Genomic DNA, 15,470 nt, shown 5'->3' with positions numbered 1-15,470 from the left:
GTTTTCCCCCTTCTATTGTCGGTGCGGCCAATCCTCGAACGGCCGGCTAACCCCAATACTTCACGCCACACAAACACATCCGAGGAAACACCCATGGCCAAGCAAGCACTCATCGTAGTCGATATCCAGAACGACTACTTCCCCCACGGCAAATGGCCGTTGGTGGGTGTCGAAGCCGCCGCCGACAACGCCGCACGGCTGATTCAGGCATTTCGCGATACCGGTGACACGGTGGTGCACATCCGCCACGAATTCACCTCCGACACGGCGCCGTTCTTCACCCCTGGCTCTGAAGGCGCACGCCTGCACCCTAAAGTCATCAACCGCGCCAACGAGCCGGTGGTGCTCAAGCACTTCGTCAACTCGTTCCGCGAAACCGAACTACAGTCAATCCTCGACCAGCAGGGCATCGAGAGCCTGGTGATCGTCGGCAGCATGAGCCACATGTGCATCGACGGCGTCACTCGAGCCGCAGCCGACCTTGGCTACACCATCACGGTAATCCATGACGCCTGCGCCACCCGCGATCTTGAGTTCAACGGCCTGACTGTTCCGGCCGCCCACGTGCATGCCGCCTTCATGTCGGCATTGGGCTTTGCCTATGCAACTGTGGTGTCCACCGACGATTTCCTGGCTGGCAGCCGCTAAGCCTCACCCACCGCCCATGACCGGCGTGGCCACGGCGACGATGACCAGATCGTGCCCATCCATTCCGGGTGATCGAGCAGCAGTTCGGCTACGTTAACGTGCGCTTCCGTGATCCGGTAAAGAACACCGCTCAGTTGGTGACGCTGTTCGTGCTGTCTAACCTGCGGATGGCCCGCCGACATTTACTGATGAATACAGGGGAGGTGTGCCTGTAATGCAGAGAATGGCTACCGAGGGCCTCGATCGACGCACCACTGGTAGCTTCACGGTTATGCAGCGTTCTTAGAGAAGCGGAATGCTGTAGCTTACAAACACCCGGTTCTGATCTTGATCACGAGCGGCTTCGCTATTGGATTTGCCGTTACGCCAGCCGAATCCGACGCCTTTTAGTGCTCCCGACTGAAGGACGTAGTCCAGGCTGATATCCCTCTCCCATTCCTTCTGGTTGTCGCCGGACGTCGTCTTGATGTTGTCCCCGGAGAGGTAGATAACCGAGGCTTTGAGGCCAGGGACACCCAAGGCGGCGAAGTCGTAAGCGTACTGACCGAAGGCTGTGCGCTCACCTGCACGGGTGAAGCTCTGGATCAGACGATCGGTATACAGGTAAAGACTGGCCCCACCGGCGCCCTTGTCTACCAGGCTGCCCTGATTGAGTTGAGTGAAGTTGCTGCCGTCCGACACGCTTTGGTAGCCCGCGGTGATCGCATGGCCACCCAAGGTGTACACCAGCGCGGCACTCCAGGTCCGGTTGTCGATCTCGCCATCGCCGTCTTTGGTATAGCCACTGATTCGGTAGCCTGTGGTCCCCGAGCTGTTGGAACCGGACGAGTCTGTCTTGAAGTAGCGCAGGTCGGTTTTCAGGGATTGATTGTCCGCGATCGCCAGCGTGTGGATCAGTCCGAAAAACTGCTGGGTGTAGTAGTTGTCGAGATTGGCGTAGTAGTACTGAGCCGTCAGGTCCTTGGTGACTTTCCAGTCGCCCCCTGCGAAGTCGAACTGGTTGCTTTCACGTGTACCGCCCGTAGCTGCCAGCCCCGTCCGATCAGTTGAACCGCGACCTGTTGCATGTTCGATTCGTCCACCCGTCAGGGTCAGATCCTTGAACTCGCTCGAGGTGATTTGGCCACCTTCGAAGGTCTGTGGCAGCAGCCGTCCATCGTTGGCCACCAGGATCGGAAGTTTCGGCATCAGCGTGCCCAGGCGCAGTTCAGTCTTCGACATTTTGACTTTGCCGGTCAGCCCCAGCCGGCTCCACTCATCGACGGCTCTGTTGTCACTGTCCGAAGGAATCATGGTGCTGCCGACATGGCGTCCCTTACCGCTGTCCAGCGTAACCCCCACCAGCCCCAGTGCGTCGACGCCAAAACCGATGGTGCCGTCGGTGTAGCCCGACTTGTAGTCCAGCATGAAACCCTGCGCCCACTCTTCGGTTTTCGAAGGCGCGGCGGTACCATCACGGTTGTCATTATTGAAGTAGAAGTTTCTCATTCCCAAGGTAGCTTTCCCGTCACTTAGGAAGTCCGCATAAGCCTGGGTGCTCAGAGCGATACTGCTCAGTACGAAAGTTGTAGCGATTTTCTTTACGGTCACTTATAGCGCTCCGGCTTTTTTTATTTTGAGCAGCTCAATCAACACAAAATCCCACCCATCCACTACGGTGCAAACAGATGGCAACTGGGAATACTCAAAACGGCCCCCACTTTATTTCCACTGCGATAATCAGTACGACCACGCAGATCACCATCCAAACAGCAATCAGTGGCGCGACAAATTTCACCCACTTGCCGAAAGGTATTCCTGCCACAGCAAGAACCCCCATCAGAACACCAGATGTCGGATTTATACAATTAACGATACCCTCACCGAACAAGACCGCATGGACTACAACTTGCCGCGTCAGCCCTATCATGTCTCCGATAGGGACATAAATAGGTATAAGTAAAGCCGATTCACCCGAGCCAGAAGAAATCGCAAAATGCATAAGAGCAGCACTCAAATACATGCCTACTGCTGCCATCGCAGGATGTAGCGGGGCTAATAAATCAGCAAGGCATCCGACAATGGGGTCAAGAATTTTACCGTTATCCAAGACTATCGATATCGCACGCGCCATGCCGACAATGAGTGCTCCAGACACAATCCGAGAACATCCGCCAAGAAAGCTATTGGCAATTTCAGACGCCGACAGCTTGCCTATCATTCCCGCGACAATAGCCATGAACACAAACATGGCTGTCATTTCAACTTCACCCCATCTTAGGGTCATAGCACCATAAATGAAGGTAACCAGGGAAATAGATGCGAAAGCCAGAATAACCCAGTGCCGTGTTGTCGCCATCGAGTCTTGCCCAGATACCTCGATAACTTTAGGACGCTTTTCTCCATTTTTTCGACAAGCCCGCATATAAACTGTCAAAAAAACAATGCAGGCCAGGATGAAAAGAGCTGAAGTAATCCCGCGCAACCCAAAGCCAGAAAACAGTGGCAGTTGCGCAAGTCTCTGAGTAAGCCCTGTTGTCACTGGGTTTGTAAGCGCAACATTGAAACCAGACGCACATGTCAGGTACACCAGTGACACCCCAAAGAGGGGATTCAAACCTAGCGATTTAGCAACCAGCAGACCAATCGGGACGAAAGCAACAACAGCATTGACCACAACTCCCGTTGTTCCAAGCGCCCCAAAAATCAAGCCAAATATAATAATGATCAAAAAATCATTAAGCTTTGTACTGCGTGCTATTCCGTTTAGCGCTTGATGAATAGCACCGGTGCTCTCAAGTACAGCCAAAGCACCGCCTGTAAACAGGATCAAAAATATGATCGGCGCCGAGCTTTGCAAACCTAAAGCTATCGCCGTAAAAAGCCCCAGCGGATGAACTCCATTTTGGGCAACTGGATGAAGACTTCCTGAGATGACAAATGAAATACCATCGCGCACTTCACGATCAAAAACACCCGCCGGAACAATCCAGGTGGCAATAGCGGCAACCACCAAAATAATGAACAGAAAAACATAGGGACTCTTGCTTTCTTGCTTTGAGCGCTTTGAGAAAGCGCTTTTTTCCTCAAGGGCCGATGTTGTATTTATCATAGCCTTTTTCCTCGAATTTTCCGGGTAGATTCAAAGTCTCTGGATGAGCTCAGCAAGAAGAGCAGCCCGTACTGGCAAGTCCGAGATAATGATGTGTTCATGAATAGCATGCGGCCCAACACCTGTGGCCCCAAGCCCATCCAGTGTGGGAATACCTACTGCGGAGGTAAAGTTCCCATCACTTCCTCCGCCCACTGAGGCACCTTGAATTTGAATGCCCAGTGCGTTCGCGGCATCTTGGGCAAGAGCAAAAAGCGCTTGGTTTGCGGGCGTATACTCAAGTGGCGGACGAACCAAGCCGCCTGTTACAGAAATTTCCGCACCGGCCAGACATGGCTTTATTTCTTTAACTATCGATTCGATACGTTTGGCCTCTGACAAACTGCTGACACGCAAATCAACATTCAACTCGGCGCTGTCTGCAATAACATTCGTCCGTTGACCTCCCTTCGCGATCCCAACATTAAGTGTTGTTCCCAACTCAGGGGCATTTAAGCCATGGAGAAAAAGGATCTGCTCGGCCATCTCATGCACTGCGCTGACCCCGTCCTCAGGGTTGTTGCCGGCGTGGGCAGCACGACCTTTAATATTGATGTCGAAACGCCCCGTTCCTTTGCGCTTGGTCTTAAGCGCATGGGTATATGACGTAGCCGGCTCAACAACAAGAACCTGCTCACACAATCGGGCTTCACTTTCAATCCACTCCCGAGAGCTCGGGCTGCCGAGTTCTTCATCGCTTGAGCATAAAAAACGGATCTCTCGGTCTGTGAGCAAACCAAGATCAATGAGGGCCTTTGTCGCCCAAATTGCTTGAATAAGCCCGGCTTTCATATCCAAAACGCCTGGCCCGTATAACTTGCCGTCCTCTACCTTTATTGGGAGACGCCCAATATCCCAGACAGTGTCAAAGTGCCCAAGGATAGCCGTGCGCCTTGAACCTTTACCGACCGTGAAAACGAGATGATTTCCGTACCCATCACGCGGCACGATCTCTGCGGTAGCGCCGATACGCCGCGCCATGATTTCCTGGAGCACTTCGCCGCATGCATCAACCGCCCGTTTATCTGTGGAGGGTGACTCAGCACTGACCAATAGCTTTAGATCGGCGAGAAGACTGTCGGAATGCAGGCGGAGGTATTCTTGTACGGCACTCATATTTTTCGAGCCTGTCATGGAAGAATGGAACCTGAGTATGGAGCGCCTCCATTGCTTGAAAAATACGAGGAGCGGCACTAAATTGTTGCCCTGAGGGCAACAGTTGACTACTAGAAGGGTTAGATATGGAGCACGAATTTCAAGAAAAGCGTCTGGGCTACCTCCACGAGGTTGGGCTTCAAGGCGGCATTCGCAAGGCAGCTGACGTGCTTAACATCAATCCCTCCGTCATCAGCCGACAGATTGCCCTTCTTGAGCGAAGCTTGCATTTACCGCTACTTGAACGTCGTGGACGAAACGTGGTGCTGACTGAGGCCGGAAAACTCCTTTCGGATCATTTCTCAGAAACTCAAGATCGCCGAGAAGCTCTAACCAAACACTTGAATGACCTTCGATATATGCGAGGCGGAACGGTAACCCTTCGTATCGGGCCGGGAATGGTTACCAACTTTGTGGCAAACGAGCTACGTGAGTTCTCCAAAGTCTACCCTGACGTGTTTGTAGACATTAGCTCAGGCGATATGAGCGCTACGCTGATGATGCTCGTACGCGGGGAAGTAGATATGGCTTTATCCTTCGGCCCTATCGATAACGTTTCTCTTCAGCGACGCAGTTTTACAAGAGGCCCTATTTGCGCAATTGTTCCCGATGATCATCCATTAAAAAACTTCACAACCATCCCCATAAAAGAGCTTGCAGACCATAGACTCATAGCACTTTCAAATGCGTATGGCATACAACGCTATGTAAATAAAATGTTCGAGTCCGAAAGCTTGATTTTCACACCAGCCTATCGCTGTAACCAGCAGTCAGTTGCGATAACTTTATGCCAAGCTGGCCTTGGGGTAGCTTTCATGACAGCCCAATCGCTTGGGCAACAAGGCGGGGATTCAAAACTTTTAGCTATACCACTTGATCACTCAATCGCAAGGGAATCACAGTGCCATATTCTTCGTAGCTCTGATCGACGGCTACACCCTGCGTCTGAACATCTATGGTGGCTACTTGTAAACCACTTGGAAAGGACTCAAAACGAAGCAGCTATGTAAGTCGATCCCGGCGGTGTAGATTGTCAAAACCGTTTGCCGGGTTTTACTGGAGCAAGCTTTATACACAAAAAAAGAGCCCCTGATTTCCGTTACAAGAATCAGGGGCCCTTTTTTGGTAAAAAACTTTACATCCTGACCTTATGAGGTTCAGAACGGAATATCGTCATCAAAGCTGTCGAAATCCGGAGCCGGTTGCGGTGCGGCCTGTTGTGGCGCTGGACGCGACTCACGTTGTGGCTGCTGCGATGGCTGAGATTGCTGCGGACGCGACTGCTGAGGACGCGGCGCCGAGTTGGACATGCCACCCTGGCCTTGTTGGTCGCCCTGTGGACGGCCGCCCAGCAGTTGCATGGTGCCTTGCATGTCGACCACGATTTCGGTGGTGTAACGCTTGATACCGTCTTTTTCCCACTCGCGGGTTTGCAGTTTGCCTTCGATGTAGACCTGCGAACCTTTACGCAGGTACTCGCCAGCGATTTCCGCAACCTTGCCGAACATCGACACACGGTGCCATTCGGTCTTCTCGACCTTCTGACCGGTTTGCTTGTCGGTCCACTGTTCGCTGGTCGCCAGACTCAGGTTGGTCACGGCGTTACCGTTAGGCAAGTAGCGAACTTCGGGATCCTGGCCGCAAGTGCCGACCAATATGACTTTGTTAACCCCACGGGCCATAACGTTCTCCTAGGCTTCGCACATCGTCGGCGCCGGGTTGTTGACCAGGCGCTCGAGGGTCGTGCGATCCAATAGTTCGGTGTCCAATTTGATGTAAATGGCCGCTTCATCAGCAACCACCACTGCATCTGTTACCCCAACGACGGCCAGCAGGCGCTCGACCAGACCAGCTTCGCGGATCGCTTCAGGCGATAACGGCAAGCGCAGGCTCGTCACATATGGGGGTTCACGCATGGTAACAGCAAAGGCCAACCAAAGTGCAGCCAGGCCCGCGCATCCAAGGAACACAACCGACAGACCGCCATGCTGGAACAGCCAGCCGCCGAGAATCCCGCCCGCCGCCGACCCAAGAAACTGGCTGGTGGAATAAACCCCCATCGCCGTGCCTTTGCCACCCGCCGGTGAAACCTTGCTGATCAACGACGGCAGCGAGGCTTCCAGCAGATTGAACGCAGTGAAAAACACCACCGTACCAATCACCAGGGCCCGCAAGCTATCGCCAAACTGCCAGAAGAATAGCTCAGTGAGCATCAGCGTACTGACCGCACCGAGTAAAACTCGTTTCATTTTGCGTTTCTTCTCGCCGTAGATAATGAACGGGATCATGGCGAAGAATGAAATCAACAAGGCTGTCAGATAGACCCACCAATGCTGCTCTTTAGGCAATCCGGCTCTTTCCACCAGTGCCAGAGGCAAGGCAACGAAGCTGGACATCAGCATCGCATGTAACACAAAAATCCCGAGATCCAGGCGCAGCAAATCGGGATGCCGCAAGGTCGGCCCCAAGGCCTGACGCGCCACGCCCGATTCGCGATGCTGCAACGGTCCGGTGGAACGCGGCACCATGAACATCACGATCACGATGCCGAACAGCGCCATGCCACCAGTGGCGAGGAACAGCCCGGACAATCCGAACGCACGGGTCAGCAATGGGCCGACAACCATGGCGACCGCGAAGGACAGGCCAATGGTCATGCCGATCATGGCCATGGCCTTGGTGCGGTGCTGTTCGCGGGTCAGGTCTGACAACAAGGCCATGACCGCAGCGGAAATCGCCCCGGCGCCTTGCAGGATTCGTCCGGCGATCACACCCCAGATCGAATCGGCATTGGCCGCCAGCACACTGCCAAGCGCAAACACGATCAGCCCCAGGTAAATCACCGGACGCCGACCAATGCGGTCGGAAATGAACCCGAACGGGATCTGGAAGATTGCCTGGGTCAAGCCGTAAGCGCCTATCGCCAGCCCGATAAGGGCCGGGGTCGCTCCTGCGAGATCCATTCCATAGGTCGCCAGGACCGGCAATACCATAAACATGCCAAGCATACGGAATGCGAACACCAGGGCCAGACCGCTTGCTGCGCGGGTCTCGCTGCCACTCATGCGTTCGCTGTGGGGATCGTGCATGGATAAACCTCATGTGAACCGGCGGAGATTCTACCAGTCCCATCGATTGAGGGGGTATAGGGCGACGCTTTGTCGCGAGCTTGCTCTGCGCACTTGTGCCGCGCCCTGTCATGGGTAGCTCAAATACTCTAATTTGATAGTGTGCATCCATCCAGTATTTGGCCTTATACTCCTACGTTTACGCCCGCCGAGCGAGGCCACTTTTGGACAAGATCCTGATTCGTGGGGCCCGAACCCACAACCTGAAGAACATCGACCTGACCCTTCCACGGGACAAACTGATCGTCATCACCGGACTGTCCGGATCGGGCAAATCATCCCTGGCTTTCGACACGCTGTACGCCGAAGGACAACGCCGCTATGTCGAGTCGCTGTCGGCTTATGCCCGGCAGTTTCTGTCGATGATGGAAAAGCCTGACGTCGACACCATCGAAGGCCTGTCGCCGGCGATCTCCATCGAACAAAAGTCGACCTCGCACAACCCGCGTTCGACCGTCGGTACCATCACCGAAATCTACGACTACCTGCGTCTGCTTTACGCTCGCGTCGGTATTCCACGCTGCCCGGACCACGACATCCCGCTGGAGGCGCAGACCGTCAGCCAGATGGTCGATCTGGTCCTGGCACAGCCCGAAGGCAGCAAGCTGATGCTGCTGGCTCCGGTAATTCGCGAACGCAAAGGCGAACACCTTTCGGTGTTCGAAGAGTTGCGCGCCCAAGGCTTCGTACGCGCCCGGGTCAATGGCAAGCTCTATGAACTGGATGAGCTGCCCAAGCTCGACAAACAGAAGAAGCACTCGATCGACGTAGTGGTCGACCGCTTCAAGGTTCGCGCTGATCTGCAGCAACGACTGGCCGAGTCATTCGAAACCGCCTTGAAGCTCGCCGACGGTATTGCGCTGGTCGCACCGATGGACGAAGAGCCTGGCGAAGAAATCATCTTTTCTGCGCGCTTCGCCTGCCCGATCTGTGGCCACGCCATCAGCGAGCTGGAACCCAAGCTGTTCTCCTTCAACAATCCAGCGGGCGCTTGCCCGACCTGTGATGGTCTGGGGGTCAAACAGTTCTTCGACATCAAGCGTTTGGTCAACGCTGAGCTGACACTGGCCGAGGGAGCGATTCGCGGCTGGGACCGGCGCAACGTTTATTACTTCCAGATGCTCGGCTCCCTGGCCTCCCATTACGGTTTCAGCCTGGAGGTGCCGTTCAATGAACTACCGGCGGATCAACAAAAAGTCATCCTGCATGGCAGCGGTTCGCAGAACGTCGACTTCAAATACCTGAACGATCGTGGCGATATCGTCAAACGCTCGCACCCGTTCGAAGGCATCGTGCCGAACCTGGAGCGTCGCTACCGCGAAACCGAGTCGGCCTCCGTACGTGAAGAGCTGGCCAAGTTCCTCAGCACCCAACCCTGCCCGGATTGCCGCGGCACCCGTCTGCGTCGGGAGGCACGTCACGTGTGGGTTGGTGAGAAGACGCTACCGGCGGTCACCAACCTGCCCATTGGCGACGCGTGTGAGTATTTCGGCGTCCTGAAACTGACCGGCCGACGTGGCGAAATTGCCGACAAGATTCTCAAGGAAATCCGCGAGCGCTTGCAGTTTCTGGTCAACGTCGGCCTCGACTACCTGTCCCTTGATCGAAGTGCCGATACCTTGTCCGGTGGCGAGGCTCAGCGTATTCGTCTGGCCAGTCAGATCGGTGCAGGCCTGGTCGGAGTTCTGTACATCCTCGATGAACCGTCGATTGGTTTGCATCAGCGCGATAACGATCGACTGCTCGGTACGCTGAAGCATCTGCGGGATATCGGTAATACCGTGATCGTGGTCGAACACGACGAAGACGCGATTCGTCTGGCCGACTATGTAGTGGATATCGGTCCAGGCGCTGGCGTGCATGGCGGCCATATCGTCGCCGAAGGTACGCCGGCTGAAGTCATGGCTCACCCTGACTCACTGACCGGCAAGTACCTGTCCGGCCGGGTGAAGATTGAAGTGCCAGCCAAACGTACGCCCCGTAACAAAAAGCTCTCGCTGTCGCTCAAGGGCGCCCGTGGCAACAACCTGCGCGAAGTCGACCTGGATATCCCGATCGGCCTTCTGACGTGCGTCACCGGCGTGTCCGGCTCGGGCAAGTCGACGTTGATCAACAACACCCTGTTCCCCCTCAGCGCTACGGCACTGAACGGGGCGACCACCCTTGAGGCGTCGGGTCACGACAGCATCAACGGCTTGCAGCATCTGGATAAAGTGGTGGATATCGACCAGAGCCCGATCGGTCGTACGCCGCGTTCCAACCCGGCGACTTACACCGGGCTCTTCACGCCGATTCGCGAGCTGTTCGCCGGCGTACCGGAATCGCGCTCCCGTGGCTACGGTCCGGGACGTTTCTCGTTCAACGTGAAGGGCGGGCGCTGCGAGGCGTGTCAGGGCGACGGTCTGATCAAGGTGGAGATGCACTTTCTGCCGGACATTTACGTGCCGTGCGACGTCTGCAAGAGCAAGCGCTACAACCGCGAAACTCTGGAGATCAAGTACAAGGGCAAGAGCATCCACGAGACGCTGGAAATGACCATCGAAGAAGCACGAGTGTTCTTCGACGCGGTTCCGGCCCTGGCGCGCAAACTGCAAACGCTGATGGACGTTGGTCTGTCGTACATCAAGCTGGGGCAGTCGGCAACCACCCTGTCCGGTGGTGAGGCGCAGCGGGTCAAGCTATCCCGCGAACTGTCCAAGCGCGATACCGGCAAGACCCTGTACATCCTCGACGAGCCGACCACCGGCCTGCACTTCGCCGATATCCAGCAACTGCTCGATGTACTCCATCGCCTGCGCGATCACGGCAACACTGTGGTCGTGATTGAACACAACCTGGACGTGATCAAGACCGCCGACTGGCTGGTGGACCTGGGGCCTGAAGGTGGCTCAAAGGGCGGACAGATCATTGCTGTCGGCACACCTGAAGAAGTGGCAGAGATGCCACAGTCCTACACCGGCTACTACTTGAAGCCGCTGCTGGAACGCGACAGGGCCTGAGGCCAATGAAAAAGCCCCTGTCACTTCGTCAGTGACAGGGGTTTTTTTGTATCTGTTAGACCGCTATCGCGAGCAAAGCACCGGCGGGATTCAGAACTGCGATTGCAGATAGTTCTCCAGGCCGACCAATTTGATCAGACCCAGCTGCTTCTCAAGCCAATAGGTGTGATCTTCTTCGGTGTCGGCCAACTGGACACGCAGGATCTCGCGGCTGACATAGTCCTTGTGCAACTCACAAAGCTCAATGCCCTTGCAGAGTGCGGCACGGACCTTGTATTCCAGGCGCAGGTCACTGGCGAGCATCTCAGGCACCGTGGTACCGGTGTCCAGGTCATCCGGACGCATACGCGGCGTACCCTCAAGCATCAGGATCCGACGCATCAAGGCGTCAGCGTGTTGCGCTTCTTCTTCCATCTCGTGATTGATGCGCTCGTAGAGCTCGCTGAAGCCCCAGTCCTCATACATCCGCGAATGGATGAAATATTGATCACGTGCCGCCAGTTCGCCCGTCAGCAACGTGTTGAGGTAATCGATTACATCCGGGTGGCCTTGCATCGCTCTGCATCTCCCTGCTTGAAAGTTTGTAGTTTGAACCAAGCTGACTTACAGGTCACTTCAAAAAAGCCTGGAAGGTACGAAATTGTCGAGAAAAACCGGCGAACTGAAACGAAAACCGCCCAAATGAGGGCGGTTTCGTTTATCACTTAGACTTAGTTAAGCTGTACACCCAACGCCTTGGCGATACCTTCCCCGTAAGCGGCATCGGCCTTGGAAAAGTGCTGCAGTTGACGCTGAACGACATCGGCCGAAACTCCGCTCATGGTCCCCGCGATGTTGTTGATCAGCAGCGCCTTCTGCTCACCGTTCATCAAGCGGAACAGCGCACCGGCGTGACTGTAATAGTCGGTATCTTCGCGATGATCGTACCGATCTGCGGCACCACTCAAAGCCAGCGCTGGCTCTGCGTACTGCGGCGCTTGTTTCGGTGCATCAGCGTAGCTGTTCGGCTCGTAGTTCGGAGTAGCACCTGCGTTGCTGCCAAACGCCATGGAGCCATCACGCTGGTAGCTGTTGACCGGACTCTTCGGCGCATTCACCGGCAAATGCTGGTGATTGGTGCCAATACGATAGCGGTGCGCATCGGCATAGGCGAACACGCGGCCTTGCAGCATGCGATCCGGCGACAGACCAACACCTGGCACCATGTTGCTTGGAGCAAAAGCCGCCTGCTCGACTTCAGCGAAGTAATTCTGCGGATTACGGTTGAGTTCCAGTTCACCCACTTCGATCAGCGGGAACTCCTTCTGCGACCAGGTCTTGGTCACATCAAACGGGTTCTCATAGTGCGCCGCGGCTTGGGCCTCGGTCATGATCTGAATGCACACGCGCCATTTCGGGAAGTCACCACGCTCGATTGCCCCAAACAGGTCACGCTGGGCATAGTCTGGATCAGTACCGGCCAGCCGTGCGGCTTCCGCCGGACCCAGATTCTTGATTCCCTGCCTGGTTTTGTAATGCCATTTCACCCAGTGCCGCTCGCCCTTGGCGTTGATCAGGCTGTAGGTGTGACTACCAAAGCCGTGCATGTGGCGATAGCCGTCAGGGATCCCGCGATCCGAGAACAGGATGGTGATCTGATGCAGCGCTTCAGGCGAATGCGACCAGAAGTCCCACATCATCTGCGCGCTCTTCAGGTTGCTTTGCGGCAGGCGTTTTTGGGTGTGGATAAAGTCCGGGAATTTCAGTGGATCACGGATAAAGAACACTGGAGTGTTGTTGCCAACAATGTCCCAGTTGCCTTCTTCGGTATAGAACTTCAAAGCGAAGCCACGTGGATCACGCTCGGTATCAGCCGAGCCGCGCTCACCACCTACAGTAGAGAAGCGTAAGAAGGTTGGGGTTTGCTTGCCGACGAACTCGAACAGCTTGGCACTCGTGTATTGGGTGATATCACGGGAAACGGTGAATGTACCGTAAGCACCCGAACCTTTGGCGTGGACACGGCGCTCGGGGATGTTTTCACGGTTGAAGTGGGCAAGCTTCTCGATCAGGTGAAAGTCGTCGAGCAGCAGCGGGCCACGTGGGCCGGCGGAACGAGAATTCTGGTTATCAGCTACAGGGGCACCACTGGCGGTAGTAAGCGTTTTTTTCTGGCTCATGCTCAAACTTCCTCTGTCAGTCTTTGAACTGCCGGCTAATCGGCTGAGCGGGAGTATTGACCGTCGAGATGACACCATCAAATTCATTAAGTCATTGCTATCGATAGAAATTTACTAATATGGCGAACACAAAAAACCGGGCACTAGGCCCGGTTCTTTGTTCAGTCTGACGTCTTACTCAGCGGATACAGCTTCACCGCCGACAGCACGATCAACCAACTCGACGTACGCCATAGGCGCGTTGTCGCCAGCGCGGAAACCGCACTTGAGGATGCGCAGGTAGCCACCCTCACGGGTAGCGTAACGCTTGCCCAGGTCGTTGAAGAGCTTACCAACGATGGCTTTCGAACGAGTACGGTCGAAGGCCAGACGGCGGTTAGCCAGGCTGTCTGTCTTGGCCAAAGTGATCAGCGGCTCAGCAACGCGACGCAGTTCTTTGGCTTTCGGCAGTGTAGTTTTGATCAGCTCGTGCTCGAACAGCGACACCGCCATGTTTTGAAACATGGCCTTGCGGTGCGAGCTGGTACGGCTCAGGTGACGACCACTTTTACGATGACGCATGGTTCATTCCTTACCAAACTCACGTTCGGTGATTACGACGATCAGGCAGTCGCCTTGTCGTCCTTCTTAAGACTTGCAGGCGGCCAGTTGTCGAGGCGCATGCCGAGGGACAGACCGCGGGAGGCCAGAACGTCCTTGATTTCAGTCAAGGATTTCTTGCCCAGGTTCGGAGTCTTCAACAGTTCTACTTCGGTACGCTGAATCAGGTCGCCGATGTAGTAAATGTTTTCCGCCTTAAGGCAGTTAGCCGAACGTACAGTCAGTTCCAGATCGTCAACCGGGCGAAGCAGGATCGGATCGATCTCGTCTTCCTGCTCGATTACCACTGGCTCACTGTCACCCTTGAGGTCGACGAACGCAGCCAACTGCTGTTGCAGAATGGTTGCAGCACGACGGATAGCCTCTTCAGGATCCAGAGTACCGTTGGTTTCCAGATCAATAACCAGCTTGTCCAGGTTAGTACGCTGCTCGACACGGGCGTTTTCCACCACGTATGCGATACGGCGAACCGGGCTGAACGAAGAGTCAAGCTGCAAGCGACCGATGCTGCGGCTTTCGTCTTCATCGCTCTGACGCGAGTCGGCCGGTTCATAACCACGACCACGAGCTACAGTGAGCTTCATGTTCAGGGCGCCGTTAGACGCCAGGTTAGCGATTACGTGATCGGGATTAACGATCTCGACATCATGATCCAGCTGAATATCGGCAGCGGTAACCACCCCCGAACCCTTCTTCGACAAGGTCAGCGTAACTTCGTCACGGCCATGCAGCTTGATAGCCAGACCTTTAAGGTTCAACAGGATTTCAATTACGTCTTCCTGTACACCTTCGATGGCGCTGTACTCGTGGAGCACACCGTCAATCTCGGCCTCGACTACTGCACAGCCGGGCATTGAGGACAACAGGATGCGGCGCAGCGCGTTGCCCAGGGTGTGGCCGAAACCACGCTCGAGAGGCTCGAGAGTGATCTTGGCGCGGGTTGGACTGACAACCTGCACATCAATATGGCGGGGTGTCAGGAACTCATTTACCGAAATCTGCATGGATGCACCTATTTTCTAGCCCTTACTTGGAGTAGAGCTCGACAATCAGGCTTTCGTTGATGTCGGCGGACAGATCACTGCGAGCAGGAACGTTCTTGAAAACGCCCGACTTCTTCTCAGTGTCTACTTCTACCCATTCTACGCGGCCACGTTGGGCACACAGATCGAGAGCTTGGACAATGCGAAGTTGGTTCTTTGCTTTCTCGCGAATCGCGACCACGTCACCAGCACGAACCTGGTAAGACGGCACGTTTACGGTCTGACCGTTAACGCTGACGGATTTGTGCGATACCAGCTGACGGGATTCGGCACGAGTAGAGCCAAAACCCATACGGTATACAACGTTGTCCAGACGGCATTCGAGCAGTTGCAACAGGTTCTCACCAGTAGCGCCTTTCTTGCCGGCAGCTTCTTTGTAGTAACCGCTGAACTGACGCTCGAGAACGCCATAAATACGACGGACCTTCTGCTTTTCACGCAGTTGGGTGCCGTAATCGGACTGGCGACCGCGGCGTTGGCCGTGGATACCAGGTGCTGCTTCAATGTTGCACTTCGATTCGATCGCGCGCACGCCGCTCTTCAGGAAGAGATCGGTGCCTTCGCGACGAGCGAGTTTGCATTTTGGACCAATGTAACGAGCCATTCTT

Annotated in this window: 13 protein-coding genes and 1 pseudogene; 4 read left to right on the top strand and 10 right to left on the bottom strand. The window is 55.2% G+C overall.

Annotated features, from left to right (window positions below):
* Positions 1-93: 93 nt before the first annotated feature.
* Complete coding sequence (locus tag AC07VR_RS21545) at positions 94-648, top strand: cysteine hydrolase family protein (protein WP_495012469.1); 555 nt, start codon at positions 94-96, stop codon at positions 646-648.
* A 56-nt stretch (positions 649-704) separates the two neighbouring features.
* A pseudogene (locus AC07VR_RS21540) lies at positions 705-863 on the top strand (IS5/IS1182 family transposase); the annotation flags it as partial.
* A gap of 67 nt (positions 864-930) precedes the next feature.
* Here the strand turns inward: AC07VR_RS21540 and AC07VR_RS21535 are convergent.
* The 3 genes from AC07VR_RS21535 to AC07VR_RS21525 all read right to left on the bottom strand — a co-directional run bounded on the left by AC07VR_RS21535 (position 931) and on the right by AC07VR_RS21525 (position 4,912).
* On the bottom strand, positions 931-2,238 hold the full coding sequence (locus tag AC07VR_RS21535) for an OprD family porin (RefSeq protein ID WP_495012468.1): 1,308 nt from the start codon (positions 2,236-2,238) through the stop codon (positions 931-933).
* A 94-nt stretch (positions 2,239-2,332) separates the two neighbouring features.
* Positions 2,333-3,739, bottom strand: coding sequence for a YfcC family protein (locus tag AC07VR_RS21530; RefSeq protein ID WP_495012467.1), 1,407 nt, complete (start codon positions 3,737-3,739; stop codon positions 2,333-2,335).
* A gap of 30 nt (positions 3,740-3,769) precedes the next feature.
* Positions 3,770-4,912 carry a M20 family metallopeptidase gene (locus AC07VR_RS21525; protein ID WP_495012466.1) on the bottom strand — a complete coding sequence of 381 codons (1,143 nt, stop codon included), beginning with the start codon at positions 4,910-4,912 and terminating at the stop codon, positions 3,770-3,772.
* Positions 4,913-5,019: 107 nt separating this feature from the next.
* Here AC07VR_RS21525 and AC07VR_RS21520 point away from each other — a divergent pair, with 107 nt between their 5' ends.
* Positions 5,020-5,943 (top strand): LysR family transcriptional regulator, encoded by a 924-nt coding sequence (locus AC07VR_RS21520; protein WP_495012465.1) that lies wholly within the window; start codon positions 5,020-5,022, stop codon positions 5,941-5,943.
* A gap of 147 nt (positions 5,944-6,090) precedes the next feature.
* Here AC07VR_RS21520 and AC07VR_RS21515 read toward each other — a convergent pair whose 3' ends face one another.
* Positions 6,091-6,615 carry a single-stranded DNA-binding protein gene (locus AC07VR_RS21515; RefSeq protein WP_419116578.1) on the bottom strand — a complete coding sequence of 175 codons (525 nt, stop codon included), beginning with the start codon at positions 6,613-6,615 and terminating at the stop codon, positions 6,091-6,093.
* A 9-nt stretch (positions 6,616-6,624) separates the two neighbouring features.
* Complete coding sequence (locus AC07VR_RS21510; RefSeq protein ID WP_494994975.1) at positions 6,625-8,022, bottom strand: MFS transporter; 1,398 nt, start codon at positions 8,020-8,022, stop codon at positions 6,625-6,627.
* A gap of 203 nt (positions 8,023-8,225) precedes the next feature.
* On the opposite strand from AC07VR_RS21510, the gene uvrA reads away from it, so the two are divergent.
* Positions 8,226-11,060: an excinuclease ABC subunit UvrA gene (gene uvrA, locus AC07VR_RS21505; protein WP_495012464.1), complete on the top strand. Its 2,835-nt coding sequence runs from the start codon at positions 8,226-8,228 to the stop codon at positions 11,058-11,060.
* A gap of 90 nt (positions 11,061-11,150) precedes the next feature.
* On the opposite strand, the gene bfr is transcribed toward uvrA, so the two are convergent.
* The 5 genes from bfr to rpsD all read right to left on the bottom strand — a co-directional run bounded on the left by bfr (position 11,151) and on the right by rpsD (position 15,466).
* Positions 11,151-11,615, bottom strand: a complete 465-nt coding sequence (gene bfr, locus AC07VR_RS21500; RefSeq protein WP_494994973.1) for a bacterioferritin — start codon at positions 11,613-11,615, stop codon at positions 11,151-11,153.
* A gap of 155 nt (positions 11,616-11,770) precedes the next feature.
* Positions 11,771-13,219 (bottom strand): catalase, encoded by a 1,449-nt coding sequence (locus AC07VR_RS21495; protein ID WP_495012463.1) that lies wholly within the window; start codon positions 13,217-13,219, stop codon positions 11,771-11,773.
* 174 nt (positions 13,220-13,393) lie between these two features.
* Positions 13,394-13,780: a 50S ribosomal protein L17 gene (rplQ, locus tag AC07VR_RS21490; RefSeq protein WP_007924175.1), complete on the bottom strand. Its 387-nt coding sequence runs from the start codon at positions 13,778-13,780 to the stop codon at positions 13,394-13,396.
* A gap of 41 nt (positions 13,781-13,821) precedes the next feature.
* Positions 13,822-14,823: a DNA-directed RNA polymerase subunit alpha gene (locus tag AC07VR_RS21485; protein ID WP_003176403.1), complete on the bottom strand. Its 1,002-nt coding sequence runs from the start codon at positions 14,821-14,823 to the stop codon at positions 13,822-13,824.
* A 22-nt stretch (positions 14,824-14,845) separates the two neighbouring features.
* Positions 14,846-15,466 (bottom strand): 30S ribosomal protein S4, encoded by a 621-nt coding sequence (gene rpsD, locus AC07VR_RS21480; RefSeq protein WP_003210056.1) that lies wholly within the window; start codon positions 15,464-15,466, stop codon positions 14,846-14,848.
* Positions 15,467-15,470 lie beyond the last annotated feature (4 nt).

Source organism: Pseudomonas sp. GW821-FHT02H09 (genome assembly GCF_059421425.1).
This window is presented reverse-complemented; position numbering and strand designations above follow the sequence as displayed.